The sequence below is a fragment of the Sulfitobacter sp. M22 genome, from assembly GCF_021736025.1.
GTDB lineage: Bacteria > Pseudomonadota > Alphaproteobacteria > Rhodobacterales > Rhodobacteraceae > Sulfitobacter > Sulfitobacter litoralis.
This window is the reverse complement of sequence record NZ_WMEC01000001.1, coordinates 2,177,339-2,201,462: the sequence shown is the minus strand read 5'-3', so window position 1 is coordinate 2,201,462 and position 24,124 is coordinate 2,177,339. Positions and strand designations below refer to the sequence as shown.

General features: G+C 59.0%; 25 protein-coding genes. 17 read left to right on the top strand and 8 right to left on the bottom strand.

What is annotated here, in order from left to right; genetic code table 11:
- Positions 1 to 104 precede the first annotated feature (104 nt).
- The 6 genes from pheS to mscL all read left to right on the top strand — a co-directional run bounded on the left by pheS (position 105) and on the right by mscL (position 6,184).
- Entirely contained in the window at positions 105 to 1,178 is a 1,074-nt protein-coding gene (gene pheS / locus GLP52_RS10810) for a phenylalanine--tRNA ligase subunit alpha (RefSeq protein ID WP_237272381.1), read from the top strand.
- 95 nt (positions 1,179 to 1,273) lie between these two features.
- Positions 1,274 to 1,705 carry a hypothetical protein gene (locus GLP52_RS10805; RefSeq protein ID WP_237272380.1) on the top strand — a complete coding sequence of 144 codons (432 nt, stop codon included), beginning with the start codon at positions 1,274 to 1,276 and terminating at the stop codon, positions 1,703 to 1,705.
- Positions 1,706 to 1,840: 135 nt separating this feature from the next.
- A complete protein-coding gene (locus GLP52_RS10800) occupies positions 1,841 to 2,644 on the top strand; it encodes an alpha/beta hydrolase family esterase (RefSeq protein WP_237272379.1) in 804 nt (267 codons plus the stop codon).
- 83 nt (positions 2,645 to 2,727) lie between these two features.
- Positions 2,728 to 5,127, top strand: coding sequence for a phenylalanine--tRNA ligase subunit beta (gene pheT / locus GLP52_RS10795; RefSeq protein WP_093731488.1), 2,400 nt, complete (start codon positions 2,728 to 2,730; stop codon positions 5,125 to 5,127).
- A gap of 16 nt (positions 5,128 to 5,143) precedes the next feature.
- A complete protein-coding gene (locus GLP52_RS10790; RefSeq protein ID WP_093731487.1) occupies positions 5,144 to 5,593 on the top strand; it encodes a YtoQ family protein in 450 nt (149 codons plus the stop codon).
- Positions 5,594 to 5,752: 159 nt separating this feature from the next.
- Entirely contained in the window at positions 5,753 to 6,184 is a 432-nt protein-coding gene (gene mscL, locus GLP52_RS10785) for a large conductance mechanosensitive channel protein MscL (RefSeq protein WP_093731486.1), read from the top strand.
- 70 nt (positions 6,185 to 6,254) lie between these two features.
- Here the strand turns inward: mscL and ald are convergent, their stop codons facing one another.
- Positions 6,255 to 7,373 (bottom strand): alanine dehydrogenase, encoded by a 1,119-nt coding sequence (ald, locus tag GLP52_RS10780; protein ID WP_093731485.1) that lies wholly within the window; start codon positions 7,371 to 7,373, stop codon positions 6,255 to 6,257.
- Positions 7,374 to 7,517: 144 nt separating this feature from the next.
- On the opposite strand from ald, the gene GLP52_RS10775 reads away from it, so the two are divergent.
- On the top strand, positions 7,518 to 7,979 hold the full coding sequence (locus GLP52_RS10775) for an Lrp/AsnC family transcriptional regulator (RefSeq protein ID WP_093731484.1): 462 nt from the start codon (positions 7,518 to 7,520) through the stop codon (positions 7,977 to 7,979).
- Here the strand turns inward: GLP52_RS10775 and trhA are convergent.
- Entirely contained in the window at positions 7,976 to 8,626 is a 651-nt protein-coding gene (gene trhA, locus GLP52_RS10770) for a PAQR family membrane homeostasis protein TrhA (protein WP_237272377.1), read from the bottom strand. The two genes, GLP52_RS10775 and trhA, sit on opposite strands and share 4 nt — an antisense overlap.
- Positions 8,627 to 8,782: 156 nt before the next feature.
- Entirely contained in the window at positions 8,783 to 8,989 is a 207-nt protein-coding gene (rpsU, locus tag GLP52_RS10765; RefSeq protein ID WP_005851231.1) for a 30S ribosomal protein S21, read from the bottom strand.
- A gap of 113 nt (positions 8,990 to 9,102) precedes the next feature.
- On the opposite strand from rpsU, the gene GLP52_RS10760 reads away from it, so the two are divergent.
- The 4 genes from GLP52_RS10760 to GLP52_RS10745 all read left to right on the top strand — a co-directional run bounded on the left by GLP52_RS10760 (position 9,103) and on the right by GLP52_RS10745 (position 12,276).
- A complete protein-coding gene (locus GLP52_RS10760; protein WP_237272376.1) occupies positions 9,103 to 9,801 on the top strand; it encodes a COQ9 family protein in 699 nt (232 codons plus the stop codon).
- 83 nt (positions 9,802 to 9,884) lie between these two features.
- Positions 9,885 to 10,610 carry an energy-coupling factor ABC transporter ATP-binding protein gene (locus GLP52_RS10755; protein ID WP_237272375.1) on the top strand — a complete coding sequence of 242 codons (726 nt, stop codon included), beginning with the start codon at positions 9,885 to 9,887 and terminating at the stop codon, positions 10,608 to 10,610.
- Positions 10,585 to 11,181, top strand: a complete 597-nt coding sequence (locus GLP52_RS10750) for an energy-coupling factor transporter transmembrane component T family protein (RefSeq protein WP_237272374.1) — start codon at positions 10,585 to 10,587, stop codon at positions 11,179 to 11,181. The genes GLP52_RS10755 and GLP52_RS10750 overlap by 26 nt, the downstream gene beginning before the upstream one ends.
- Positions 11,182 to 11,283: 102 nt before the next feature.
- Positions 11,284 to 12,276 carry an NAD(P)H-quinone oxidoreductase gene (locus GLP52_RS10745; protein ID WP_237272373.1) on the top strand — a complete coding sequence of 331 codons (993 nt, stop codon included), beginning with the start codon at positions 11,284 to 11,286 and terminating at the stop codon, positions 12,274 to 12,276.
- Between the two features lie 70 nt (positions 12,277 to 12,346).
- Here GLP52_RS10745 and GLP52_RS10740 read toward each other — a convergent pair whose 3' ends face one another.
- Together GLP52_RS10740 and GLP52_RS10735 are read right to left on the bottom strand one after the other, a co-directional pair.
- On the bottom strand, positions 12,347 to 14,896 hold the full coding sequence (locus GLP52_RS10740) for a hybrid sensor histidine kinase/response regulator (RefSeq protein ID WP_237272372.1): 2,550 nt from the start codon (positions 14,894 to 14,896) through the stop codon (positions 12,347 to 12,349).
- 18 nt (positions 14,897 to 14,914) lie between these two features.
- Positions 14,915 to 15,394: a molybdopterin-dependent oxidoreductase gene (locus GLP52_RS10735; protein ID WP_093731477.1), complete on the bottom strand. Its 480-nt coding sequence runs from the start codon at positions 15,392 to 15,394 to the stop codon at positions 14,915 to 14,917.
- Between the two features lie 213 nt (positions 15,395 to 15,607).
- Between GLP52_RS10735 and GLP52_RS10730 the strand changes: the two genes are divergently transcribed.
- The gene (locus tag GLP52_RS10730) at positions 15,608 to 16,228 is read left to right on the top strand and encodes a response regulator transcription factor (protein WP_093731476.1); all 621 of its coding nucleotides are present in this window, start codon (positions 15,608 to 15,610) and stop codon (positions 16,226 to 16,228) included.
- On the opposite strand, the gene GLP52_RS10725 is transcribed toward GLP52_RS10730, so the two are convergent.
- Positions 16,221 to 16,865, bottom strand: a complete 645-nt coding sequence (locus GLP52_RS10725) for a ribonuclease T2 family protein (RefSeq protein ID WP_093731475.1) — start codon at positions 16,863 to 16,865, stop codon at positions 16,221 to 16,223. The two genes, GLP52_RS10730 and GLP52_RS10725, sit on opposite strands and share 8 nt — an antisense overlap.
- A gap of 128 nt (positions 16,866 to 16,993) precedes the next feature.
- Between GLP52_RS10725 and GLP52_RS10720 the strand changes: the two genes are divergently transcribed.
- The 4 genes from GLP52_RS10720 to aspS all read left to right on the top strand — a co-directional run bounded on the left by GLP52_RS10720 (position 16,994) and on the right by aspS (position 22,436).
- Complete coding sequence (locus GLP52_RS10720) at positions 16,994 to 17,755, top strand: DUF1013 domain-containing protein (protein ID WP_093731474.1); 762 nt, start codon at positions 16,994 to 16,996, stop codon at positions 17,753 to 17,755.
- A gap of 108 nt (positions 17,756 to 17,863) precedes the next feature.
- On the top strand, positions 17,864 to 18,967 hold the full coding sequence (locus GLP52_RS10715) for an endonuclease/exonuclease/phosphatase family protein (RefSeq protein ID WP_237272371.1): 1,104 nt from the start codon (positions 17,864 to 17,866) through the stop codon (positions 18,965 to 18,967).
- A 246-nt stretch (positions 18,968 to 19,213) separates the two neighbouring features.
- Positions 19,214 to 20,392 carry a type III PLP-dependent enzyme gene (locus GLP52_RS10710; RefSeq protein ID WP_237273540.1) on the top strand — a complete coding sequence of 393 codons (1,179 nt, stop codon included), beginning with the start codon at positions 19,214 to 19,216 and terminating at the stop codon, positions 20,390 to 20,392.
- A 193-nt stretch (positions 20,393 to 20,585) separates the two neighbouring features.
- Positions 20,586 to 22,436 carry an aspartate--tRNA ligase gene (aspS, locus tag GLP52_RS10705; protein WP_237272369.1) on the top strand — a complete coding sequence of 617 codons (1,851 nt, stop codon included), beginning with the start codon at positions 20,586 to 20,588 and terminating at the stop codon, positions 22,434 to 22,436.
- Between the two features lie 74 nt (positions 22,437 to 22,510).
- Here aspS and GLP52_RS10700 read toward each other — a convergent pair whose 3' ends face one another.
- Both GLP52_RS10700 and GLP52_RS10695 read right to left on the bottom strand, forming a co-directional pair.
- The gene (locus GLP52_RS10700) at positions 22,511 to 22,987 is read right to left on the bottom strand and encodes a hemerythrin domain-containing protein (RefSeq protein WP_237272368.1); all 477 of its coding nucleotides are present in this window, start codon (positions 22,985 to 22,987) and stop codon (positions 22,511 to 22,513) included.
- Positions 22,988 to 23,065: 78 nt separating this feature from the next.
- Positions 23,066 to 23,227 (bottom strand): hypothetical protein, encoded by a 162-nt coding sequence (locus GLP52_RS10695; protein WP_237272367.1) that lies wholly within the window; start codon positions 23,225 to 23,227, stop codon positions 23,066 to 23,068.
- Between the two features lie 165 nt (positions 23,228 to 23,392).
- Between GLP52_RS10695 and GLP52_RS10690 the strand changes: the two genes are divergently transcribed.
- Positions 23,393 to 24,118: a GNAT family N-acetyltransferase gene (locus tag GLP52_RS10690; RefSeq protein ID WP_093731469.1), complete on the top strand. Its 726-nt coding sequence runs from the start codon at positions 23,393 to 23,395 to the stop codon at positions 24,116 to 24,118.
- Positions 24,119 to 24,124: the final 6 nt, after the last annotated feature.

The window sequence follows — 24,124 nt, the reverse complement described above, 5'->3', positions numbered from 1 at the left end:
TGCCCGCAGTTTCGGCATCACAAGACCCGCATCAAATAGCCCTGCCGCTTGTATTCGGGCCCAATTCTGCTAGCACCAGCCCGAGCAAAAGACATGAGGCCGATATGGACGACCTGAAAGCGAAATATCTGGGCCAGATCGCTGGTGCCGCCGACGAAGCCGCGTTGGAGGACATCCGTCTGACCGCCGTGGGTAAAAAGGGCGAAGTCGCCCTGAAAATGCGCGAACTGGGCAAGATGACGCCCGAAGAACGCCAGACGGTCGGGCCAGCGCTAAATGCGCTCAAGGACGAGATCATATCGGCCATCGCCGCCAAGAAAGCGGCGCTTGGCGATGCCGCACTTGATGAACGCCTGCGCAGCGAATGGCTGGACGTGACACTGCCCACGCGGGCGACGCGTCAGGGCACGATCCACCCCGTTAGCCAAGTGACCGAAGAAGTGACCGCGATCTTTGCCGAGCTGGGGTTTTCCGTCGCCGAAGGGCCGCGCATCGACACCGATTGGTATAACTTCGACGCGCTGAACATCCCCGGCCACCACCCCGCGCGTGCCGAGATGGATACGTTTTATATGGCCCGTGCCGAGGGCGACGACCGTCCGCCCCACGTGCTGCGCACCCACACCAGCCCCGTGCAGATTCGCACGATGGAGGCCGAAGGCGCGCCCCTGCGCATCATCTGCCCCGGTGGCGTGTACCGTGCCGACTATGACCAGACCCACACACCGATGTTTCATCAGGTCGAAGGTCTGGCGATCGACAAAGACATCTCTATGGCGAACCTGAAATGGACGCTTGAGGAATTCTTTAGCGCCTTCTTCGAGGTCGAGGGCATCAAGACCCGCTTCCGCGCCTCGCATTTCCCCTTCACCGAGCCGTCGGCAGAGGTCGATATCCAGTGTTCCTGGGTCGACGGCCAGCTGCGCATCGGCGAAGGCGACGGCTGGATGGAGGTGCTGGGCTCCGGCATGGTCCACCCGAAGGTGCTGCAAGCAGGCGGGATCGACCCGAACGACTGGCAGGGTTTTGCCTTCGGCATGGGCATCGACCGCATCGCGATGCTGAAATACGGCATCCCCGATCTGCGGGCATTCTTTGATTCAGACCTGCGCTGGCTGAGGCACTATGGTTTTGCGAGTTTGGATCAGCCGAATTTGCATGGTGGTTTGAGTAGGTGAGATTTGAGCATGTATTGGCTCTATTCCGTCCGTATAGAATCAATGCTGCGGAAAGAAAAATTGTCCAGCGCAGAGCCGCTCCACTAGGTGGTCAAATGACTATGGATGGGCAGGTTCAGAACGGCGAGCGCTGGATATCCACGTTAGAAACTAAAGCTGGTGTCGTACTCGCTCATATTTCGATGATGATTGCTGTTACAGGGATTCTATTCGCGATTAACGGTGAAGCGGAGGGTTATAGGTTGGTGCTCGCTATCGAGCTGACGGCCTATTTGTTTTTGGCGCTGCTATGTATTCGATGCCAGAACCACTACGGTACAACTGATTTTTTGAAGTTCGTCCGAAAGCGCGCTAACCCCAAACACGACGCTGCTCAACATGTCTATCAGAACGCGGTATTTGGGGAGCTATTTTATCGCGAATGGTTGTTTCGGTACATCCAGAGAGGGGTGTACCTTTTGACTTTCGTACTAATAGTTACCGTGTTTTGGGGGCTGTTCTTTGAAAACTTCGGTGCCTTCAAATAGCTGATATTCCTAGATCGCTTCAGAGACTGCTAGATTAGTAGCCTAATCACACCGCTGTCTATAGGGGGCATATGTGACTAGATTAGACAGTGGTAAGGGTTCCAAAATGTTCCATTCTATCCGTGAGCTGTACTGGTGAAATATCTAATACTCCTATTCTGCTTCAGCCTGCTCATCGCCTCTCCCGCCACCGCCCAGTCCCTCCCGCCCTGCGGCGGCGATACGGTCTGCAAGGTCGGTGACCGCAGCTACAGCATCCTGATGCCCGACGACTGGGACGGCGTGACGCCTCTACCTGTCATGATGCATTTCCACGCTTTCCTGCGGCGTGGGCGTACCGTGATCAACCATCCGCGCATCGGGTCTGAAACAAAGCCGCGTGGCGTGATGCTGGTGGCCCCGTCGGCGCAGCATCGGGCGTGGCGGTTCTGGCAGGATGACCCTGCGGATATCGCCTTTGCTGATGCGGTGCTCGCGGATGTGGCGAAACGCTATCCGGTGAATCAAAGCCAGATCTATATCTCGGGGTTCAGCTTTGGCGCGGCGATGGCGTGGCGCTATGCCTGCGCGCGCGGCGACCGGATCGCGGGGCTGATGACCATGTCGGGCACCATCAAACAGGCCAGCACCTGCGCCAACCCGCCGCGTCAGGTCCGCCATGTGCACGGGCTGAACGATCTGTGGATGAGCCTGCCGCGCGGGCCCGAACATGACACCACCAATGTTGTCGCCCTCTGGCGCAAGGCGTTCCGCTGTGGCAAGGGCCGGCTGGACGGCGCGCTGACCCTCGCCCCGGGGGTAGAGTTCGCGCATTTCACCTGGGACAATTGCGCCGGCGACCGCAGCGTGACGCTGGACATCCATACCGGCGGACATTTCATCCCGACCGGATGGCTTGGCTACCAGCTGGACGGGTTGATGCCCAAAACACCGGGCTAGGCGCAAAACGCAGCCGCACCGCATTGAAACCGCGCCGATTAAACGCTACGCCCTAGCGCAAGCATTGCATGAGGATCACCGCCATGAAATTCACACTGTCCTGGCTGAAGGAACATCTCGACACCACCGCGTCGATCGATGAAATCACCTATGCGCTGACCGATCTGGGGCTCGAGGTCGAAGGCGTCGAGGATCGCGGCGCAAAGCTGGCGGATTTTACGCTGGGCTACGTGCAGTCGGCGGAAAAGCACCCCGACGCGGATCGTTTGCAGATCTGTCAGGTGGATACCGACGAAGGCGTGCAGCAGATCATCTGCGGTGCGCCGAACGCGCGTCAGGGCATCACTGTGGTGGTGGCAAAGCCGGGCGTCTATGTGCCGGGCATTGATACCACCATCGGCGTCGGCAAGATCCGTGGCGTCGAAAGCTTTGGCATGATGGCGTCAGAGCGCGAGCTTGAGCTGTCCGAAGAACATGACGGTATCATTGAACTGCCCTCGGGCAATGTCGGCGACCGTTTCATCGACTGGCTGGCGGAAAACGACCCCGCCAAGGTTGACCCCGTGATCGAGATCGCGATTACCCCCAACCGACCCGATGCCTTGGGTGTGCGCGGGATCGCGCGTGATCTGGCAGCCCGTGGTCTGGGCACGCTGAAACAGCGCGATGTGCCCGCGGTCGAGGGGCAGTTCCCGTGCCCGATCTCTGTTTCGATCGACGAAGACACGCTGGACCAATGTCCGGTTTTCTACGGTCGTGTGATCCGAGGCGTCAAAAACGGCCCGTCGCCGGCGTGGTTGCAGGACAAGCTGCGCGCTATTGGCCTGCGCCCGATCTCGTTCCTCGTCGATGTGACGAACTTCTTCACCTATGACCGCAACCGTCCTTTGCACGTGTTCGACGCGGATAAGGTCGCGGGCAACAGCCTGCGCATCCACCGCGCCAAGGGCGGCGAGACCCTGATGGGGCTGGACGACAAGGAATATACCTTCAGCGAAGGCATGACCCTGATTTCGGACGCCGAAAAGGTTGAAAGCATCGCGGGGGTGATGGGCGGCGCGGAAAGCGGCTGTTCGATGGACACGGTGAATGTCTTTGTCGAAGCGGCCTATTTCGATCCGGTCCGCACCGCCTACACGGGCCGCGCGCTCAAGATCAACTCGGACGCGCGCTATCGCTTTGAACGGGGGATCGACCCCGAATGGACACCCTATGCCATCGAACATGCGACCCAGATGATCCTGGACATCGCAGGCGGTGAGGCGTCCGAAGTTGTCGTCGCGGGCAAGGTACCGGACTATTCTCGCGCCTACAAGCTGGACGCGGCGCGCGTGCAGTCGTTGGTGGGGATGACCATCTCGGAAAGCGAGCAGCGCAAGACGCTGACTGCGCTTGGCTTCCGTCTTGAAGGCGACATGGCCCATGTGCCAAGCTGGCGCCCCGATGTGCAGGGCGAGGCCGATCTGGTCGAGGAAGTCGCGCGGATTGCCTCGCTGACCAAGCTTGAAGGGCGCCCCTTGCCGCGTTTGACCGCCGGCGTGCCCAAGCCTGTCCTGTCGCCCATGCAGCGTCGCGAGGCCATCGCACGCCGTGCCTGCGCCGCCTTGGGCTATAACGAATGTGTGTCCTACAGCTTTATCGATCAGCCATCCGCCGCGCTGTTTGGCGGCGGCACCGATGACACCCGTCTGGAAAACCCGATCAGCGCCGACATGAGCCATATGCGCCCCTCGCTGTTGCCTGCCTTGCTTCAGGCTGCGGCCCGCAATCAGGCGCGGGGCTTCCCTGACATGGCGCTGTTCGAGGTCGGCCCCGTCTTCACCGGAGGGGAGCCCGGCGATCAGCATCTGCAGATCAGCGGTCTGCTGACCGGCAGCACCGGCCCCAAAGATGTGCACGGCGCATCCCGTCCGGTCGATGTCTTCGACGTCAAGGCGGATATCGAGGCGGTCTTGTCCGCCATCGGTGCCCCCGCCAAGGTGCAGATCAACCGCAATGGCGCTGACTGGTTCCACCCCGGGCGTCACGGGCAGATCTGCCTTGGCCCGAAAAAAGTGCTTGGCGTCTTTGGCGAAATTCACCCGCGGGTGTTGGCGGCGATGGATATGAAAGGGCCCGCGATGGGCTTTACCATCTGGCCGGCCGAAGTGCCTTTGCCGCGCAAAGCGGGTTCCACCCGTCCGGCGCTGAACGTCAGTGCGTTGCAGGCGGTTGAACGCGACTTTGCCTTTGTGGTGGATGCGGACGTGGATGCGCTGACCTTGGTCAATGCAGCGATGGGGGCGGACAAGGCCCTGATTGACGATGTGCGCGTGTTTGACGAATTCATCGGCGGGGCTTTGGGCGAGGGGAAGAAATCGCTCGCGCTGACCGTGCGGATGCAACCCAGTGACAAGACCTTGAAAGACGCGGATATCGAAGCTGTGAGTGCCAAGGTGATCGACAAAGTCACCAAAGCCAGCGGCGGTGTGCTGCGCGGTTAAAGCGAACGGAGGCGTTATGACGTTGCATGTATATCTCTCTGGTGAAATCCACACCGATTGGCGCGATCAGATCATTGATGGCGCGGCTGAACTGGATGTCGTGTTCACCGGCCCTGTCACCGACCACGCGGCCAGCGATGACTGCGGTGTGGCTATTCTGGGGCCCGAGGCCAACAAATTCTGGCACGACCGCAAGGGCGCGCAGCTCAATGCGATCCGCACCCGCAAGGGCATCGAAGAAGCGGATGTCGTTGTGGTCCGCTTTGGCGAGCAGTACAAACAGTGGAACGCGGCTTTTGATGCGGGCTATGCGGCGGCTTTGGGAAAATCTTTGGTCATTCTGCATGGCGCTGATCACGCGCACGCGCTGAAAGAAGTCGACGCTGCGGCGATGGCCGTTGCCGAAGACCCCGCGCAAGTCGTTCAAATCCTGCGCTATGTCCTGACGGGCGACCTACCCGAATAGCCAGACGCACGACCGGATCGCGCGTTTTTCGCCTCCATGCATGGGAAAACTGTGCTGATCTGACAAAAAGACCTCGCGCGTTCGAAAACCTGTGCTAACGCATCTACAGTATGTCGTGCGACGTAACAGACACGGCTTTTAAACTTGCGAGGGACGAATATGCTTCAAGAATTCAAGGATTTCATTGCCAAGGGCAATGTGATGGATCTGGCGGTGGGTATCATCATCGGTGCCGCATTCACCGCGATTGTGAGCTCGCTGGTCAGCGACCTGATCAACCCTGTCATCGGTCTGGTGCTTGGGGGCGTTGATTTCACCAGCATGTATGTCGTGCTGTCTGGCGATGTGCCTGCCGACGCCGGTCTGGATGCGGCCCGCGAAACCGGCGCTGCGATCTTTGCCTATGGCGCGTTCATCACCGCCTGCATCAACTTCCTGATCATCGCCTTTGTAGTCTTTATGCTGGTTAAATTTGTCAACCGGATCAAGTCGTTGGCAGAGCGCCCCGACGATGTGGCACCCGAGGTGGTAACAGGCCCGAGCCAGTTGGACGTGCTGCTCCAAATCCGGGACGAGCTTGCCAAGAAGTAAGTCCGGCTCGACTGGTGAAACGCAAAAGGCCCGCAGGTTCACTGCGGGCCTTTCCTTGTTTTCGGGGCGCTTAACCAGCGATGGCTTGATCTGCTGTGATCGCCTCTAGCCCAAGGGCTTCGGCCACGGCGGCGTAGGTCAGTTGGCCTGCGTGCACGTTCAGTCCCGCCTTGAGGTGGGGATCGTCGGCGCAGGCTTGCTTCCAGCCTTTATCGGCCAGTGTCAGCATGAAGGGCATCGTGGCGTTGCCAAGCGCGATGGTAGAGGTCCGTGCGACCGCGCCGGGCATGTTGGCAACGCAGTAATGCATGATGCCATCGACCTCGTACACTGGATCCTGGTGCGTGGTCGCCTTTGAAGTTTCAAAGCAGCCGCCTTGGTCAATGGCCACGTCCACCAGTGCTGCGCCGGTCTTTAGCTCGGACAGTTGCGCGCGGCTGATCAGCTTGGGTGCTGCGGCACCGGGGATCAGAACGGCACCGATGATCATGTCGGCCTCGCGTGCCAGTTCGATCGTGTTGCCCGCTGATGCATAGGAGGTGTTGAACACGCCGCCATAGATATCATCCAGATAGCGCAGGCGGGGCAAGGACCGGTCAAGCACGGTCACATCGGCGCCCATACCCGCAGCGATTCGGGCCGCATGGGTGCCAACAACGCCACCGCCGATCACGATCACGCGGGCGGGGCCAACACCGGGCACGCCGCCCAGCAAGACGCCGCGTCCGCCATTGGCTTTTTGCAACGTCCATGCCCCTACCTGCGGGGCCAAACGGCCCGCGACTTCGGACATCGGTGCCAGCAGGGGCAATCCGCCGTTGCGGTCGGTAACGGTTTCATAGGCGATACAGGTCGCACCAGAAGCCAGCAGATCCTTTGTCTGTTCGGGGTCAGGGGCGAGGTGCAGATAGGTGAACAGGATCTGCCCCTCGCGCAGCATCTTGCGTTCTGCCGCTTGGGGTTCCTTGACCTTGACGATCATGTCGGCGCTGGCGAAAACCTCTTGGGCAGTGGCAAGGATTGTCGCGCCAGCATCGGTATATGCTGCGTCATCAAAGCCCGCGCCAACGCCCGCGCCGGTTTCGATCACGACCTCATGTCCTTTGGTTACCGCCTCGTAGGCGGCGTTCGGCGTCATGCCGACGCGAAATTCCTGTGGTTTGATTTCTTTCGGGCAACCGATTTTCATACTGTTTGGCCTATTAAAAGGGTGAATGTGGATTACGGTACGCCTCTGATTGCGCAATTAAGCACGGTTTACGCTGCGCTCTCCCTTGCTCTGTTCGAATAAAACGTTGTATTTGTGCCATTCCACGCGAAAGTATTGTGTAGCATGAACCTTGACGACATTGATCGCCGCATCCTGACCGCCTTACAACGCAACGGGCGGATCTCGAACTCCGACCTGTCGGAAAAGGTACACCTGTCGGCCTCGGCATGTCACCGGCGGGTGCAGCGGCTGGAAACTGACGGCTACATCCGTGATTATGTCGCCCTACTGAACCCGCGCAAGATGGGCGTGCCCACGACGGTGTTTGTCGAGATTACGCTACAGGGGCAGGCGGATGAGGTGCTGGATGCCTTTGAAAAAGCGGTCGCGCGTATTCCTGATGTGTTGGAATGTCATCTGATGGCAGGGGCCGCGGATTATCTGCTTAAGGTCGTGGCTGAGAACACCGAAGATTTCGCCCGTATCCACCGCCAGCATTTGGCGCGGTTGCCGGGTGTGGGGCAGATGCAGTCGAGCTTTGCGTTGCGCACCGTGTGCAACACCACGGCACTGCCGGTCGGTTAACCCGCAGACGGAAAAAGCGCCATCCAAATGCCCACAAACATCGCGATACCGCCGATGTTCACCCACGCGTGCCAGATGGCATAACGAAAGCGCATGGCACGGCGCACATAAAATCCGACACCGATCACATAAGCAAAGGCACCCGCCAGAATGCTCCAGAGCGTCGCCAGCGGCACGCCTGTCAGGTCCGGCAGGGCACATAAACCAACGGCACCAAGGCCCAGGTATGACGCGGTAGACCATTTGCCCTGCACCTGCGGGTCGGTGATCTTTTTATACATCGCCACCAGCGCCAGCCCCCATGACACACAAAGCAGCGTGATCGTCCATGTGGTCCCCGCCTGCACAAAGAACGGTGTGAAAGTGCCCGCGATGCTGGGATAGATCGCAGCGTGGTCAATCCGCCGCATCAATTTGCGCGCGTCATGCCACGGCGCGAAGTGGTAGGCGCAGGACGCAAGGTTCGAGGCCAGCGCACACAGAACATAAACCGTCACCGCGATGGACACGCCCGTGGTCAGGGACGTGGCGGTTTTCACCACCAGCGCGCCGCCCGCGCCCAGAATTAGGGCCAAGCCCACGAGGTGAACGATCAGATCGGCCCGTCGGTGTATCGGGGCAACGCTGGGGTAGGTGGGCTGGGTCATGGTCTGTCCTGTGTCGTGGCCGTTCCGCGATAGGCGCAGAAGCGGGGCACTGTCCACCGTACCCGTGCGTCACCACAAAGGCGCAGGCGGACAAAAGAAAACCCCCGGCACCGAAAGGTAACGGGGGTTCATATCCATATGCGTCGCTTGGATGATTTACATCATACCTTCGCGCTGCAATTTTTTCCGTGCCAGTTTGCGGCTACGGCGGATCGCTTCGGCTTTCTCGCGTGCTTTTTTCTCGGAAGGCTTCTCGAAATGTTGCTTGAGCTTCATTTCACGAAACACACCCTCGCGCTGAAGTTTCTTCTTCAGGGCGCGCAGCGCTTGATCGACGTTATTATCGCGAACACTAACCTGCATGTGGTTTTCACCACCTTTCTAGTTTGAAGTTGCAAGGATTTGCAGGAACTGGCCATATAGCAACCGAAACCTATATTGTCTAGAGCAAAGCCAATCACCTTGAGGAGGCCGCTATGACGAACACATCCCAGACCCCGAAAGAGCAACTACTGGATGCTGCATTGATCCATGTCGCGTTTGACGGCTGGTCAGAGGCAACGTTCAAGGCCGCTGTCCGCGACACAGGCATGGACCCGACCGTCGCCCGCGCCGTTTGTCCGCGTGGTGCCGTTGATCTGGCCGTTGCCTATCACAAACGCGGCGATCAGCAGATGATCGACCGCATGAGGTCCGAAGACATGAGCCAGATGAAGTTCTCGGCCAAGGTCGCCGCCATGGTCCACTTCCGGCTTGAGGCTGCGACAGACAAGGAAGCGGTACGTCGTGGGACAACCCTATTTGCCCTACCGCAATATGCCCCCGAGGGGGCCAAATTGGTTTGGGGTACCGCCGACGCCATATGGAACGCATTGGGCGACACGTCCGAAGACGTGAACTGGTACACCAAACGCGCCACGCTGAGCGCGGTTTATTCCTCGACCGTGCTGTTCTGGTTGGGTGACACCAGCGAAGGCCATGCAGAGACATGGGCCTTCCTTGATCGCCGGATAGAAAACGTGATGCAGATCGAAAAGGTCAAGGCGCAGGTCAACAGCAGCCCCACGCTGAGCATGCTGATGGCGGGGCCCAACTGGTTGCTTTCCCACGTAAAAGCGCCTTCGCGCACGGCGCGCAGCGACTTGCCCGGCAGCTGGGGTAGCCGGCGCTCTTAGGCTGGCTTCACGCGGCAGGTCAGACCTGCTAGGTGCTGCGCGTCCGCATTCGGCGCGGGCGCGGCTAGTTGGTACTCACGCACATGCAACCGTTTCTGATTGATCTCGATGACGTCACCTACACACCTGACGGCGTCAATGTGCTGTGTGATGTGACACTGCGAGCCTCCGAGCGGCGGATAGGTATCGTGGGGCGCAACGGGTCGGGTAAGACATCTTTGGCGCGGGTGTTGGCGGGGCTGGTGGCACCGTCGTCGGGCAAGCTGCGGATCAACGGGGTGGATGTGGTCAAGGATCGCAAGGCCGCGCTGCGTCAGGTCGGTATCCTGTTCCAGAACCCCGATCACCAGATTATTTTTCCCACCGTCGAGGAAGAGATCAGCTTTGGTCTGACCCAGCTAAAGCAATCCCCGAAAGAGGCGGCGCAGAAAACGGCAGATATCCTCGCCCGCTTTAACCGTAGCCATTGGGCCAAGGCGGCGATTCATCAGCTATCGCAGGGGCAGCGGCAACTTGTTTGTCTGATGTCGATCCTCGCCATGGAGCCGCGTTTGATCATCCTCGACGAACCGTTTGCGGGGCTCGATATCCCGACGATGCTGCATCTGACGCGGGTATTGCACGCGGTAGAGGCGCATCTGATTCACATCACCCATGATCCCGCGCATCTTGCCACCTATGACCGGATGGTCTGGATTGATCAGGGGCGAATTGTGCAGGACGGCGCGGTGCCGGACGTGACCGACGCCTTTGTGGCAAAGATGCATGATATCGGGGAAAGCGATGATTTCACTCACCTCACCGGTTGAGACCCGCGCCCACGGTTGGCCCGCGGGGGCCAAGTTGGCGGCGCTTTGTATCGCGACGATGGGGCTGTTCAGCCTGACCCATCCTGCGCTTCAGGCGGCGGCATTGGCGCTGACCCTGCTGTTCTACGCGTTGCCGGGGAGGCGCTTTTTCAAGGTCGGACTGTCGCGGCTGCGGGTGTTGTTGCCGTTCGTCGTGCTGATCATGGTCTGGCATATCCTCACCAACGACGTCATGGCGGGCGCGACAATTACCCTGCGGATGATGACGGCGGTGGCGTTGGCCAATCTGGTTACAATGACGACAAAGCTGGCGCAGATGGTGGCGGTGGTGACATGGCTGACCACACCGCTGCGCCGTCTTGGCATCCAGACCCGCGCGATCGAGCTGGGCATCGCTCTGGTGATCCGCTTTACGCCCGTGCTGGCCCAAAAAGGCCAGTTGCTGGCGCAGTCTTGGCGCGCGCGGTCGACCAAACGGGTCGGCTGGCGCATGATCATTCCCTTTGCCGTGCTGGCAATTGATGACGCTGAACATGTGGCCGAGGCGCTGCGCGCTCGCGGTGGGTTGTGACGCGGAACACCGTGCCGGCCTGACGTCTGTCAGTTCGCATTGTATGCCGTGAAATCCGTGCCTATGGTGCGGCAACGCAGATTTACGGAGGAGACGTAGACAATGACAGACACAATGCGCGCGATAGAAATCACCAAAGCGGGTGGTCCCGAAGTGCTTCAGCCGACAGACCGGCCGATGCCGCAGCCCGCCCACGGGCAGGTTGTGATCAAGGTGGCGTATGCCGGTGTGAACCGCCCCGATGCGCTGCAACGCGCTGGCATGTACGCACCGCCCCCCACCGCCAGTGATCTGCCCGGGCTTGAAGCGTCGGGCGAGGTATTTGCGGTAGGTGAAGGCGTCAGCGGTCTGGCCGTGGGCGACAAGGTTTGCGCATTGCTGCCCGGTGGTGGCTATGCGGAATATGTCGTAACGCCCGCCGCCCATTGTTTGCCCGTGCCCAAAGGCATGAGCATGAAAGAAGCCGCCTGCCTGCCCGAAACCTTCTTTACGGTCTGGTCCAACGTGTTCATGCGCGGTGGTCTGAAAGCCGGCGAGCGGTTCTTGGTGCACGGCGGGTCGTCGGGCATCGGGACGACAGCGATCCAGCTGGCACGCGAATTTGGCGCACGGGTCTTTGCCACGGCGGGCACAGACACCAAGTGCGACGCCTGTGCGAAACTGGGGGCCGAGGCCGCGATCAACTACCGCGACACGGATTTCGTTGACGTGCTGAAAGCCGAAGGCGGCGCGGATCTGATCCTTGATATGGTCGGGGGCGATTACATCCCGCGCAACCTTCAGGCGCTGGCCGAGGACGGTCGCCTTGTGCAGATCGCTTTCCTTAGCGGACCGAAGGTAGAGGTAAACTTTGCCACGCTGATGACACGCCGTCTGACGATGACAGGCAGCACCCTGCGTCCGCAAAGCGATCTGGCCAAGGCCAAAATCGCCGAAGAACTGCGCGAAAAGGTCTGGCCGTTGCTGGACGCGGGCAAGATCTCTCCGGTGATGGACAGCGAATATGCCTTCGAGAACGCAAGCGAGGCCCACGCTCGTATGGAAACCAGCGGCCACATCGGTAAGATCGTGTTGAAAGTCGACGCCAACGCATAACCGGCAAGCAATAAGATATAGCAAAGGGCGTTCTGATCTCAGGGTGCTCTTTGTCGTTCAGCGGCGGGCGTTACGCCGACAGGCGCGCTTCCCAAGCTTCAATGGTTTCGGCCCAGGCGGCAGGGACTTTGGTAACCTGGTCGCGGGCTTTCTGGACGTCGCCCCGTTTGCAGTCATTCTCTATTGTGGCAAGAAGGGCGTGCAGGCGTTCTGCCCCGAACATCCCGCAAAGCCCGGCAAGGTCGTGGGTCTTGCGTTGCAATTCGTCACCGTCTTGGGCAGAGGCGAGCGGGGGCAACTGCCCCTCCACCCGGCGGCGCAGGTCGCCGATCCGGTCGGCAAGTTTTTCAGGTCCCAGAAGTTCGAATAATTCGTCAACCTGATGGCTGTTCAGCACCGGATGCTGCGGCGGGGTCTGTGCGTCACTCGGCGTTGTTAGCGCCAAAGCGGGGGGCTGTACCAGATTGCTCAGCGCGGTTTTCAGGGTCTGGGTGTTGATGGGCTTTTGCAAAAAGCCGGTCATGCCGCCGGCCGTAAAGGCGGCGCGTTCATTGGGCAGAGCGTGGGCGGTGACGGCCATAATCGGGGTGTCGGCGTTGGGGCCTTCGCCTTGCAAAATCACCTGTGTCGCCTGAAGCCCGCTGATCCCCGGCATGGAAATATCCATCAAGATCGCATCGAAACGGTGTTCTGCCGCACGGTCGATCCCCTCTTGGCCACTGTCGGCAAGCATGACCGTGTGACCCAGACGTACCAGCATTGCCTTGAGCAGGTCGCGGTTGATTTCATTGTCATCGACAACAAGCAGGGTCAACGCCGGCATGTCTTCGCACTCAAGCGGCAGGGGGGCGACGGGCAGCGGCGTTTCCGTTTCAGTGAATTTCGCCGGCAGCCGCACAATAAAACGCGCCCCTTTACCGACTTCCGAGACGCAGGTGATGGTGCCGCCCAGTCGGTGCACCAGACGCCGCACGATGCCCAGTCCCAGCCCGGTGCCCCCTGTGCGCCGCTCGTACCGGCTGTCGAGCGATACGTAATCTTCAAAGATGCGTTTCAGGTCGTGGGATGGGATGCCGGGGCCATTATCGGCCACTTCGATGTGCAAAATCGGTGCTTCGGCGTCCTCCATGTCATAGGATGCGCTGAGCACGATGTCGTCGTCGGGGCTGAACTTGATCGCATTGCTGATCAGGTTGGCCAGAATTTGCTGCACGGCACGCAGGTCGGTCAGAATCGGCGTATCGGTCAGCCCGTCCTGATCCAGATGCAGCCGCGTGTCCGAAGTTCGCGCCAGGGGCGTCATGGTGTTGATCAAACCCGAGGTCAGCGCGACCATATCGCTGGCTTGCAATTCATGTGCGTTCGTTTCGGCCTCGCTGCGTTCGATCGCCAGCACGTCGTCGATGTGGCCCAGCAGGATGTCACCGGATTTCAGCGCCGCCTCCACGTAGTTGCGCTGTTCGGCGTCCAGCCGGTCGTCATGCAGCAGGTGGATTGCAGACAGTATACCGTTGAGCGGCGTGCGCATCTCGTGGCTCATCATCGCGAAAAAGCGGGATTTTTCCTGATAGGCATCCAGCGCTTCGTCGCGGGCGCGGATAATTTCTTTCTCTTTTTGGAGCTTGTCGGTGATGTCGCGGATGTAGGTCACAAAAACCGGTGCGTCGTTCGACCGTGCCAAGGATACCGACAGTTCAACAGGAAAAATCCGACCCTTGCCGTCGATCATCTTCGTCTCGTGGCGGCCTGTTTCTGCCAGTCGCGTTTTACCCGTGGCGTTGAAATGCGCGATGTTGTCGCGCTGGCGGTTGCGCAATTCGGGCGGGACCAGCAGTTCGATATAACTGCGCCCCAGCGCGTGATTGCGCGAGATGCTAAAGACGTCCTCGGCGGAGCCGTTGAAATCGATGATCTCTCCATCGACAGACAGAACCATCACCGCGTCAAGCGACGCCCGCAGCATGGTTTCAAGTTGCGAGTGATTGCGTTCGACCTCGCGCGAGGCGCGGTTCAGGGTGATGGTCTGGCGCGACAGCCGGAGGATCGCCCCCAGCAGCGCGATGGTCACTGTCACCACGATCACCAGAAGGATTTCGATAAGCTGGGCGATCTGCTTGCGCTCGGCCTCTGCGGCTTTGGCGGCAAAGGTGATAGAGGCGAGGCCGATATTGCGGGGTAGGTTTTCTATGCTGCGCAGCGCGTCGGAGAGAGCCGTAAGGCCAGAAATGAGCGTCGCGTCGCCACCGTCAATAAGGGGTATCTGCGTATCTAGAACCGCCTGAATTTTTTGAATTTCGCGGGTCAGGTCGCCGCTCTGCTGCACGCGTTCAGCGACCTCGGTCCGGCTGTAGAAGATATCAAAACGTTTGCGCAGGTTGGCCAGATCGCTTTCGTCGCCCGAGCGCGCCTGTTCGACCGCGCCGTCCAGTTTGAGGAAATCGATTTCAAGCTGCGAAAACACCCATTCGGCATGGTCCTGCTGCGCGCTATCAAGCGCACGTACGCGGTCCCAGACGTTGAACGCCAGATAGCCAGCCAGCATCATCCCAGCCATCAGCGCCAGGACAAGAACGTATCTTACCCTGCTGCGCTGCGGGCCGTGATGTACCGAATCGGCCATGGGGATCTCGCCTTGCGTTTACTTGATCGCCAGCCGGTTCAACTGCCAGATAGAGCGGCTATAGATCGTCTCTGTCTGGTACTTTACGTCGCTGTCATAGGGATAGACAATCCACAGTGGGCCCTTGCCACGGCGCGACATTTCTTTGTCATTATTGGCATAGGCGATGATCGGCCCGTCCAGCACGGCATCCTCAATCGGGATTTCAATGGCATAGTCATTGATCGCGGTCGCCTCGATCATGCCTTCGGTCACCTCTAGCGTATCAAGCAAATCCTTAAGCGAGACACCCTGAAAGGTCTGGGGTCCCTCGGTCCAGATGGTTTCGGTCGTAAAGCTGGAAGAGGGCAGTTCTTTCAGCTGCTCCATCGTGTAGCTTTGTTCCTCGTCGCCAGCTGTGACCGTCAAAACGGCTTCTTCTTGCGCGCTAACAGCAGTGGCCAATGCGATGCCGCACAATGCGGTGGTGATCGTTTTGGTAAAAGCGTGAAATGTCATAACTCGGTATCCTTCCCCTGTGTTGTACCATCAACCTTAGGTTAACGTGCTGAGTGGCGCGACGAAGATTAAGGGTATTTTAACTATACGAAGGTATAGTCGCAAAAAATTTGACACAGTTTTCCTATTCTCATGTTTCCTATTCTTCGCCTTAAAGTTGGTCTACAAATACTTAAGCAGCACTGAGGTGGTGATGAGGGAAGGGACGAATAAATGGCATTACGGATACTGATAGCAGACGATCACGATATGGTTCGGGAAACGATTGCAATGTTTCTGGACGCAGATGGTGGAACAGAGACAGTTGCTGCATGCGATTTGCCCGAAGCAATGGCCAAGATCGAAGCGGATGGGCCGTTCGATCTGGTCCTGCTTGATTATACTATGCCGGGCATGAAGGGGCTTGAGGCGCTGCCGAAGGTGATGAAAGCCAATGAAGACAAGCCGGTCGGGCTCATTTCAGGCACAGCGACGCGGCTGATTGCAGAACAGGCACTGGCGATGGGGGCGATCGGTTTCCTGCCCAAGACGTTGCCGGCAAAGTCACTGGTAAACGCGGTGCGCTTTATGGCTGCGGGCGAGATTTACGCACCGGTGAACTTTATGTCCGGCAAGGATGACCCCGAAGAAACAGACTTTGAAAAAGCCCTGTCAGAGCGGGAGCGTCAGGTTTTGCGCGGTTTGATGGAGGCGAAATCGAACAAGGAAATCGCCCGCGATCTCGAGCTGCAAGAGGTCACGATCAAGCTGCACGTCAAGACCCTGTGCCGCAAGCTGGACGCCCGCAACCGTACCGACGCCGCAATGATTGCCCGCAACGCCGGCTTTATCTGATCGGGGTAAAAAGCGCGTCATTCAGCGTGCAATCCTTGATCACGTCACGTCCGCAGGGCACGGGCTTTAGCGTTTTGGACAGGCACAAACGGACCTCTTGAATGTAGCCGCTTTTGCAGGTGACGGTGACGCCATCGGCCTCCATCGTCGGGTTTGCTTTTAGGAATGCCTCTTCCACGACAGAGGCGGGTAGGCGGATGTCGCCCGTGATCTTGCGAAAGACGACGGGGCGGGTCACGGCATCGAAGGCCTTTCGGGACAGATCGAAATATCCGGCGGCGGGCAGGCCGGTACAGCTGCCATGTTTCTTCCACTGATGCCAGGCCAGACCGGGCGTTCCCATAATGTCGGCCATCGCAGCGGTCATGCTGCGGGCAGGTGGGCGTTCGGCGGTGCGGCAATACGATGGAAACCCGCGATGTAACTGCGGCCAGAGACCATGCATGATCCAGCCGTGATCGTGGCGCGCGTCGCATTGCGCGGAATTGCGCGCATCGCCTTCCAGCGCACACCAGTTCGGCGACCAGCTGAGCGCGAGCACGTAATAGTCGAATTCCCCCGCGATTTCACCCTTTGCCGCCGCAGGGCGGGGCATCGGGGCCAGGAGGAGAAAGAGGCATAGGATCAGCAGTCGCATTCAGGTCTTTCCTTATTTCGCTTGGCTGAGTATAAAGCGTTCAAGTTCCCCCACAATGGAAACCGTTCTGCCCCGCAGGACAGCCTATTTCAGGCGACGGGGAAGGTGCGTTTTAAGGAGAGACCGACATGGCAAAACCGATTATGGCCCGCGCCACTGCCGTATGGCTGGTGGATAACACAACCTTGAGCTTCAAGCAGATCGCGGATTTCGTCGAGATGCACGAGCTTGAAGTGCAAGGCATCGCGGATGGTGACGTGGCACAAGGTGTGAAGGGCTTTGACCCGATTGCCAACAACCAGCTGACCGAAGAAGAAATCGAAAAGGGTCAGGCAAGCCCGCTGCACAAGCTCAAGCTCAAGTTCAACGCTTCGGCGCAGGGCGAAGAGAAACGTCGCGGCCCGCGCTACACGCCCCTGTCCAAACGCCAGGACCGTCCTGCGTCGATCTACTGGTTGGTTAAATTCCACCCTGAACTGTCCGACGGACAGGTCAGCAAGCTGGTCGGCACCACCAAGCCGACGATCCAGGCGATCCGCGAGCGGACCCACTGGAACATTGCAAACATCCAGCCGATTGATCCCGTGGCATTGGGCCTGTGCAAACAGTCCGAACTGGATGCTGCCGTCCAGAAAGCCGCTGCCAAGAAAGCTGCCGAAGGCGGCCTGATGAGCGATGACGAACGCCGTCGTCTGGTCAGCACCGAGCAATCGCTTGGCATGGAAACCGATCCCAAGATTCCATCGGCCATTGAAGGTCTGGAAACATTCACGCTGTCCGGCAACCCTGCCGATGATGACGAAAAAGATCACGGCGACTACTCCGACGCCGACAGCTTCTTCAAGCTGCCCGAAGGTGGCAATGACGAAGATGAAGACGAAGATAAGTAATTCAGTTCCGCCCTCGCGGCATATTCGGAACAATTCCGCCTAAGCTCGTGTTGGGCTAGGGACGCAGGGCAATCGCTCTGCGTCCCTTTTTTGATTTAGGAGGCATGAATGCTAGCAACGATACTACTCAGTCTATTTTGGGGCATTGTTGCGATCATTGCCGTGGTCAGCGTTCTTCCTTTCAGCAAGATACCCCATGGTGCCATTCGCGGCATGGCGTTCCCGCGTGAACAGCTGTTTATCCTCACGGCCCTTTTGGCTGTCGTGGCGCTTTTCTGGCTTGCGCCCGAGCCGCGCAATTATGCGCTGGCGACCCTTGCGATAATCGGTGCGATCCACACCGGATACATCGTGAAATTCACGCCGCTTTGGCCGCGACAGTCGGTTGATGCCACTCCTGAACAGGCTGCGGACGCGCGCAATCGGGTGACGATCCTGGCATCAAACGTGAAACAATCAAACCGGCAGTATCATCGGCTCGTCGATCTGATCCACAAAGAAGACCCCGATATTGCCACGGCGCTTGAAGTCGATCCGGACTGGGTCGATGCCTTGTATGACGGGTTGCACGATAGGTATCCCCACTGGATAAAGGTGGCCAAAGACAATTCCTATGGCGTGGTGCTGATGTCCAAGATGGCGCTGTCAGAGACGCAGGTCCGCGACTTGCTGGTCGATGATGTGCCGTCCATCCGAACCAAAGTCGCGATGCCCTCTGGTCGGATCTGGCGTTTGTACATCGTTCACCCCGAGCCCCCAGTGCCCAACCACGATACCAAGGGACGCGACGGTGAAATTGCGCTGGTCGGAATCGAGGCCAGCAAGGATGATGTGCCCGCCATCGTGACCGGCGATCTCAATGACGTCGCCTGGTCCACAACCACCCGTCGCTTTCAGCGCTTGTCGGGCCTGCTGGACCCGCGTGTCGGGCGGGGGTTCTACAACACTTTCCACGCCGGTATCCCTGTCATGCGCTGGCCGCTCGATCATCTGTTCCACGATGCAGAGTTTCGCCTGATCCGCATGTCACGCCTGCCCAACATCGGGTCCGACCACTTTCCGATCCTGTTCTCGCTCGCGTTGACGGATAATGCGGAGGCGAATTCCATACCCGAGAAAAGCGACGCTGAAGAGCGCGCCGAGGTGCGGGAAATGGCAGACGAGGAGCGCGAAAAGGACCGCGAAGCCATCGGCACGGACTGGGAAAAGTAACCCCGATCTGTCCCGACCTTTGGGCACGCAGCGCCTTGCGTGCCCACCTGAATAATCAATTGTCGTATCAAGAATTTTACCACTTGCGCGAATCTGAAAACAGCGTAAATGCGCGTTTACAGACGCCAACGCACGCGCCTCTGGCCGGTTCGTCTGTCTGCGGATCGACCCCGCGCCTATGCAGCGACGGTAACGTCTCTTGAAACGACATGTTAGGGTACTCCCGCCCTTCCTTGCTCTTTGGAGATGACCATGAACGCCACAGCTACCGCCACCGTGAACCCATCCGCAGCATCGACCCATGACGAAGCGGCTGATTACATCTGGAACAACAGCTTCGACAAACCGACCCTCGTCATCAGCCGCGCCCGCGTGGGTGTGCAATATGACGCGCTTCAGGCGGGCTTGGGCGATGCCCGCATCCATTATGCGGTCAAGGCAAACCCTGCGCCGGAAGTGATCCGTATGCTGGTCGAACGGGGTTCGGGATTTGATGCGGCGTCGCGTCAGGAAATCGAACTGTGCCTGTCCCAAGGGGCGGACCCTGCAAAGATCTCTTTCGGGAATACGATTAAACGTGGCGTGGACATTGCGTTTGCCCATTCCATCGGGGTGACCATGTTCGCCGCCGACTGCGAGGCTGAGCTCGACAAAATCGCAGAGCACGCCCCCGGTGCGCGGGTCTATATCCGTCTAATCGTCGAAAATTCGATGGCTGACTGGCCGCTGACCCGTAAATTCGGCTGCGCAGGCTCGTTGCTGCCAAGCCTGCTGGAGTACACCAAATCCGTGGGTCTCGTGCCTTATGGCCTGTCGTTTCACGTCGGTTCGCAAACCCGTCGCGCCGAATACTGGCACCCCGTTCTGGATCAGGTCGCTCCGCTATGGCACGCCGCGAAAGAAGCAGGGCACAACCTGCAACTGCTCAACATCGGCGGCGGTTTTCCTGCCTATCACGGTGATCCGGTGGATGCGCCGCGCGGCTATGCCGCCGCAGTCGTTGCCGCTGTCAACGAACGCTTTGGCGAGATTCCGGTCCTGATGGCAGAGCCGGGCCGCGGCATGGTCGCAGAGGCAGGGCATATCGCGGCCGAAGTGTTGCTGGTGTCGCGCAAATCGGCAGAGGCGGCGCGCCGTTGGGTGTATCTGGATATCGGGCGTTTTTCCGGTCTGGCCGAAACCGAGGGCGAGGCGATCCGCTATGAATTCGTGACCCCGCATGACGGCAAGCCTGTCGGCCCCTGCGTGCTGGCGGGGCCATCTTGTGACAGTGCCGATGTGCTTTATGAAAAGAATCCGGTTGACCTTCCACTTGACCTAAGGGACGGTGACAAAATCTTGATCAAGAACTGCGGCGCTTACACAAGCTCGTACAGTTCGGTCGGCTTTAACGGGTTTCCGCCGCTTGATGTATTGGTCCTGTAAGAGGATCATCAACGTCGCGCGGGAAGGGCCGTCTGCTTTGGGAGGAGCAGGCGGCCCATCTATTTTCAGCCCTACGGTTTGACGCGGGGGTTTTGCCCCCGGTTTGGCCCGTTTTTACGGGAAACTCTTGACTTCCGCGGCCTCAAACGGTGTACCTGCCCCGAACAATTCTAGCCCTCGAAAGGGACCCGTCATGCACGCATATCGCAGCCATACATGCGCCGATCTGAGCAAGAAAAACGTTGGCGACAAGGTGCGCCTGTCCGGGTGGGTGCACCGTGTGCGCGACCACGGCGGTATCTTGTTTATCGATTTGCGCGACCACTACGGGATCACCCAAGTGCTATGCGACCCCGATTCCCCCGTTTTTGCGGATGTGGAAAAGGTGCGGTCCGAATGGTGTATCCGCATCGATGGCGAAGTGAAGGCGCGGGCCGATGATCTGGTCAACACCAAGATCCCCACCGGCGAGATCGAAGTTTTCGTGCGCGACATCGAAGTACTGGGCCCGTCGAAAGAGCTGCCTTTGCAGGTCTTTGGCGATCAGGAATACCCCGAGGAAACGCGCCTGCGCTATCGCTACCTCGATCTGCGTCGCGAAAAGATGCAGGACAACATGGTGCTGCGGTCCGATGTTGTGTCGTCGATCCGCAAGCGCATGTGGGACCAGAACTTCAAGGAATTCCAGACGCCGATCATCACCGCGTCTTCCCCCGAAGGGGCGCGCGACTTCTTGGTGCCGTCGCGTCTGCACCCGGGCAAATTCTACGCTTTGCCGCAGGCCCCGCAGCAGTTCAAACAGCTGCTGATGGTGTCCGGCTTTGACAAGTATTTCCAGATCGCGCCGTGTTTCCGCGACGAAGATCCGCGCGCTGACCGGTCGCCCACCGATTTCTACCAGCTCGACCTCGAGATGTCCTTTGTCGAACAGCAAGACGTGTTCGACACCATCCAGCCCGTGCTGACCGGCATTTTCGAAGAATTCGGCGGCGGCAAGGTGGTGGATCAGGAATGGCCGCAAATCTCTTATAAAGATGCGGCGCTGTGGTATGGCTCTGACAAGCCCGACCTGCGTAACCCGATCAAGATGCAGGTCGTGTCCGACCATTTCGCGGGCTCCGGCTTTGCGATCTTTGCCAAACTGCTGGAACAGGAAGGCACCGAAATCCGCGCCATTCCTGCGCCCACAGGCGGCAGCCGTAAATTCTGTGATCGCATGAACGCCTTCGCGCAAAAAGAGGGTCTGCCCGGCATGGGCTATATCTTCTGGCGCGAGAAAACCGCCGATAGCGTCGCGCAAGAGCTGGGCATCACAGTGAAAGAAGCGCAAGCCAAGCTGAAAGCCGGCGAAGTCGAAGGCGGCATGGAAGCGGCAGGCCCGCTGGCCAAGAACATCGGCCCTGAACGGACCGAAGCGATCCGCCAGCAGCTGGGTCTGACCGTCGGCGATGCTGCATTCTTCCTTGGTGGCAAGCCCAAGTCCTTCGAAGGTGTCGCGGGACGTGCCCGCAACGTCATCGGCGCAGAGCTCGGTCTGACGGACGAAAATCGTTTTGCCTTTGCCTGGATCGTCGATTTCCCGATCTACGAAAAAGACGAAGAAACCGGCAAGATCGACTTTGAACACAACCCGTTCTCCATGCCGCAAGGCGGGATGGACGCGCTGATGGGCGACCCGCTTGAGGTGCTTGGCTATCAGTATGACCTTGCGTGCAACGGCTACGAACTGGTGTCCGGTGCCATCCGGAACCACAAGCCCGAGATCATGTTCAAGGCGTTCGAGATCGCAGGCTACGGCAAGGACGAAGTCGAAAAACGCTTTGGCGGCATGGTGAACGCGTTCCAATACGGTGCCCCGCCCCACGGTGGTTGTGCCGCCGGTATCGACCGGATCGTCATGTTGCTGGCGGAAGAGGCGAACATCCGCGAGGTGATCCTCTTCCCGATGAACCAGCGCGCCGAAGACCTGATGATGAACGCGCCAAGCGAACCACAGTCGGACCAGTTGATGGAGCTGGGTCTGCGGGTCATTCCACAGGACTAAGCGCTTTAGAATATAGTTGAAAAGCCCGCCGTTGAGAGATCAACGGCGGGCTTTTTCGTTTAGACATGGTCGCTCTAGTCTTCCAGACTGTCTTTGCGTTTCTGGGCGATCAGGCCGCGTTCTTCCTTTTTGCGCTGTTCAAAACGTTGGCCGAAGGCGTCGTTATGCTCTTGGCCGATCACGTCTTTGGCGCGTTTGAACACGTCTTCCTCTTCTTCGTCCATGTGGTGCTCATAGTCGTGTTTGAGGGTCTTGAATTTGGCCAGCCAGCCCGACGACGACATATCCGTGTCATTCAGTTCTTCCATCAGATCGTCCAGCTCTTTGTGTTCCGAGACCGAATGCCGCGCGGCGTCTTGGCCCCATGTTTCGTGAAGCAGCTTCGAATAGAACGTTTCTTCTTCGGCCGCGGCATGGGATTTTACATCCTCATAGAACTCTTTCCACGCGGTCTGCCGCTCTGTACTGTCGCCCGATGTCTCGGCGATTTTGTTCAGCAGGTCGCGGTGTGTTTCGTGGTCGGCTTTGATTGCGTCATAAATGGATGTCATGGCTTAACCCCCTGGTGCGATGTGTATCGGGGATTAACGCGTGGTGTCTGACAGGCGTTCCGCATGCGGCACCGGTGGTCAGAAACCGGCGTGGGCCAATTGCACGATCGCATCTGCGCCAGTCGCCCGTGCTTGGGTGAACGCCAAAGCAACGATTGCCCCACCCACCACATTCGCCGCAAAGACAGTCCAGTCAAAGCGGGTCTCTTTGATATAGATGCGGCGCAGCTTGGTGAACATATCTTGCCCCCTTGGGATGGATGGCGTGGGTCGGTGCCCGTTGTGGTTGTCACCAAACTTGCAGGCGTTTGTGGCGAAAGAAGGTCATTTTTGAGCGTCAGGTTGGGTAATGTCATATGACATTCGGGCCTTGGCGGTGGCGATGCTTGGCCCTAACGTAAGTGTATGAAGCAAGATGACCACCCCTCTGGCCCCCTTGGTGCCGCTGTCCCGAATTTCACTGTGCCGCCACGCCCGCCGCGGGCGGTGATGACGGGCCGGTATGCTCAGCTTGAACCGTTGAACGCAGAAGCCCACGCCGCGTTGTTGTTCCGCGCCTTCGAGGGGCAGGACCAGCTGTGGCATTACATGTACGACGGGCCGTTTTCATCATCTGCCCAGTTTCATCGCTGGGTCCGAGAGGTCGAAACCAAGGACGATCCGCTGTTCTACGCGATCAAAAACCTTGAGACAGGGCACATTGAAGGGGTGGCGAGCTATCTGCGCATCGCACCGGAGGCAGGATCGATAGAGGTCGGGTCGATCACCTACGGGCCAGCGTTGCAGCGCACGCGGGCAGCGACGGATGCGATGTATCTGATGATGAAATGGGCGTTCGACGCCGGATACCGTCGCTATGAATGGAAGTGCAATGCGTTGAACCTGCCGTCGCGTCGCGCGGCACAGCGGTTGGGGTTCAGTTACGAGGGCGTCTTCCGGCAGGCTGCTGTCGCCAAGGGGCGCAACCGTGATACTGCGTGGTTTGCCGCAATCGATGCCGAATGGCCCGGCCTGCGCGAAGCCTTCGAAGCGTGGCTTTCCCCCGCCAATTTCGACGCAGAGGGCAAGCAGCGCGAACGTCTAGGCGATCTGACCAGCCTTGTGCGGGTATCAAGCGATCCGTTGACGTGATGCGCC

What these genes read in the sequence shown, in the direction of transcription:
- pheS (WP_237272381.1), top strand. Translation starts at nt 105, where the DNA reads ATGGACGACCTGAAAGCGAAATATCTGGGCCAGATCGCTGGTGCCGCC.
- GLP52_RS10805 (WP_237272380.1), top strand. Translation starts at nt 1,274, where the DNA reads ATGACTATGGATGGGCAGGTTCAGAACGGCGAGCGCTGGATATCCACG.
- pheT (WP_093731488.1), top strand. Translation starts at nt 2,728, where the DNA reads ATGAAATTCACACTGTCCTGGCTGAAGGAACATCTCGACACCACCGCG.
- GLP52_RS10790 (WP_093731487.1), top strand. Translation starts at nt 5,144, where the DNA reads ATGACGTTGCATGTATATCTCTCTGGTGAAATCCACACCGATTGGCGC.
- mscL (WP_093731486.1), top strand. Translation starts at nt 5,753, where the DNA reads ATGCTTCAAGAATTCAAGGATTTCATTGCCAAGGGCAATGTGATGGAT.
- ald (WP_093731485.1), bottom strand. Translation starts at nt 7,373, where the DNA reads ATGAAAATCGGTTGCCCGAAAGAAATCAAACCACAGGAATTTCGCGTC.
- GLP52_RS10775 (WP_093731484.1), top strand. Translation starts at nt 7,518, where the DNA reads ATGAACCTTGACGACATTGATCGCCGCATCCTGACCGCCTTACAACGC.
- trhA (WP_237272377.1), bottom strand. Translation starts at nt 8,626, where the DNA reads ATGACCCAGCCCACCTACCCCAGCGTTGCCCCGATACACCGACGGGCC.
- rpsU (WP_005851231.1), bottom strand. Translation starts at nt 8,989, where the DNA reads ATGCAGGTTAGTGTTCGCGATAATAACGTCGATCAAGCGCTGCGCGCC.
- GLP52_RS10760 (WP_237272376.1), top strand. Translation starts at nt 9,103, where the DNA reads ATGACGAACACATCCCAGACCCCGAAAGAGCAACTACTGGATGCTGCA.
- GLP52_RS10755 (WP_237272375.1), top strand. Translation starts at nt 9,885, where the DNA reads ATGCAACCGTTTCTGATTGATCTCGATGACGTCACCTACACACCTGAC.
- GLP52_RS10750 (WP_237272374.1), top strand. Translation starts at nt 10,585, where the DNA reads ATGATTTCACTCACCTCACCGGTTGAGACCCGCGCCCACGGTTGGCCC.
- GLP52_RS10745 (WP_237272373.1), top strand. Translation starts at nt 11,284, where the DNA reads ATGACAGACACAATGCGCGCGATAGAAATCACCAAAGCGGGTGGTCCC.
- GLP52_RS10740 (WP_237272372.1), bottom strand. Translation starts at nt 14,896, where the DNA reads ATGGCCGATTCGGTACATCACGGCCCGCAGCGCAGCAGGGTAAGATAC.
- GLP52_RS10735 (WP_093731477.1), bottom strand. Translation starts at nt 15,394, where the DNA reads ATGACATTTCACGCTTTTACCAAAACGATCACCACCGCATTGTGCGGC.
- GLP52_RS10730 (WP_093731476.1), top strand. Translation starts at nt 15,608, where the DNA reads ATGGCATTACGGATACTGATAGCAGACGATCACGATATGGTTCGGGAA.
- GLP52_RS10725 (WP_093731475.1), bottom strand. Translation starts at nt 16,865, where the DNA reads ATGCGACTGCTGATCCTATGCCTCTTTCTCCTCCTGGCCCCGATGCCC.
- GLP52_RS10720 (WP_093731474.1), top strand. Translation starts at nt 16,994, where the DNA reads ATGGCAAAACCGATTATGGCCCGCGCCACTGCCGTATGGCTGGTGGAT.
- GLP52_RS10715 (WP_237272371.1), top strand. Translation starts at nt 17,864, where the DNA reads ATGCTAGCAACGATACTACTCAGTCTATTTTGGGGCATTGTTGCGATC.
- GLP52_RS10710 (WP_237273540.1), top strand. Translation starts at nt 19,214, where the DNA reads ATGACCATGAACGCCACAGCTACCGCCACCGTGAACCCATCCGCAGCA.
- aspS (WP_237272369.1), top strand. Translation starts at nt 20,586, where the DNA reads ATGCACGCATATCGCAGCCATACATGCGCCGATCTGAGCAAGAAAAAC.
- GLP52_RS10700 (WP_237272368.1), bottom strand. Translation starts at nt 22,987, where the DNA reads ATGACATCCATTTATGACGCAATCAAAGCCGACCACGAAACACACCGC.
- GLP52_RS10695 (WP_237272367.1), bottom strand. Translation starts at nt 23,227, where the DNA reads ATGTTCACCAAGCTGCGCCGCATCTATATCAAAGAGACCCGCTTTGAC.
- GLP52_RS10690 (WP_093731469.1), top strand. Translation starts at nt 23,393, where the DNA reads ATGAAGCAAGATGACCACCCCTCTGGCCCCCTTGGTGCCGCTGTCCCG.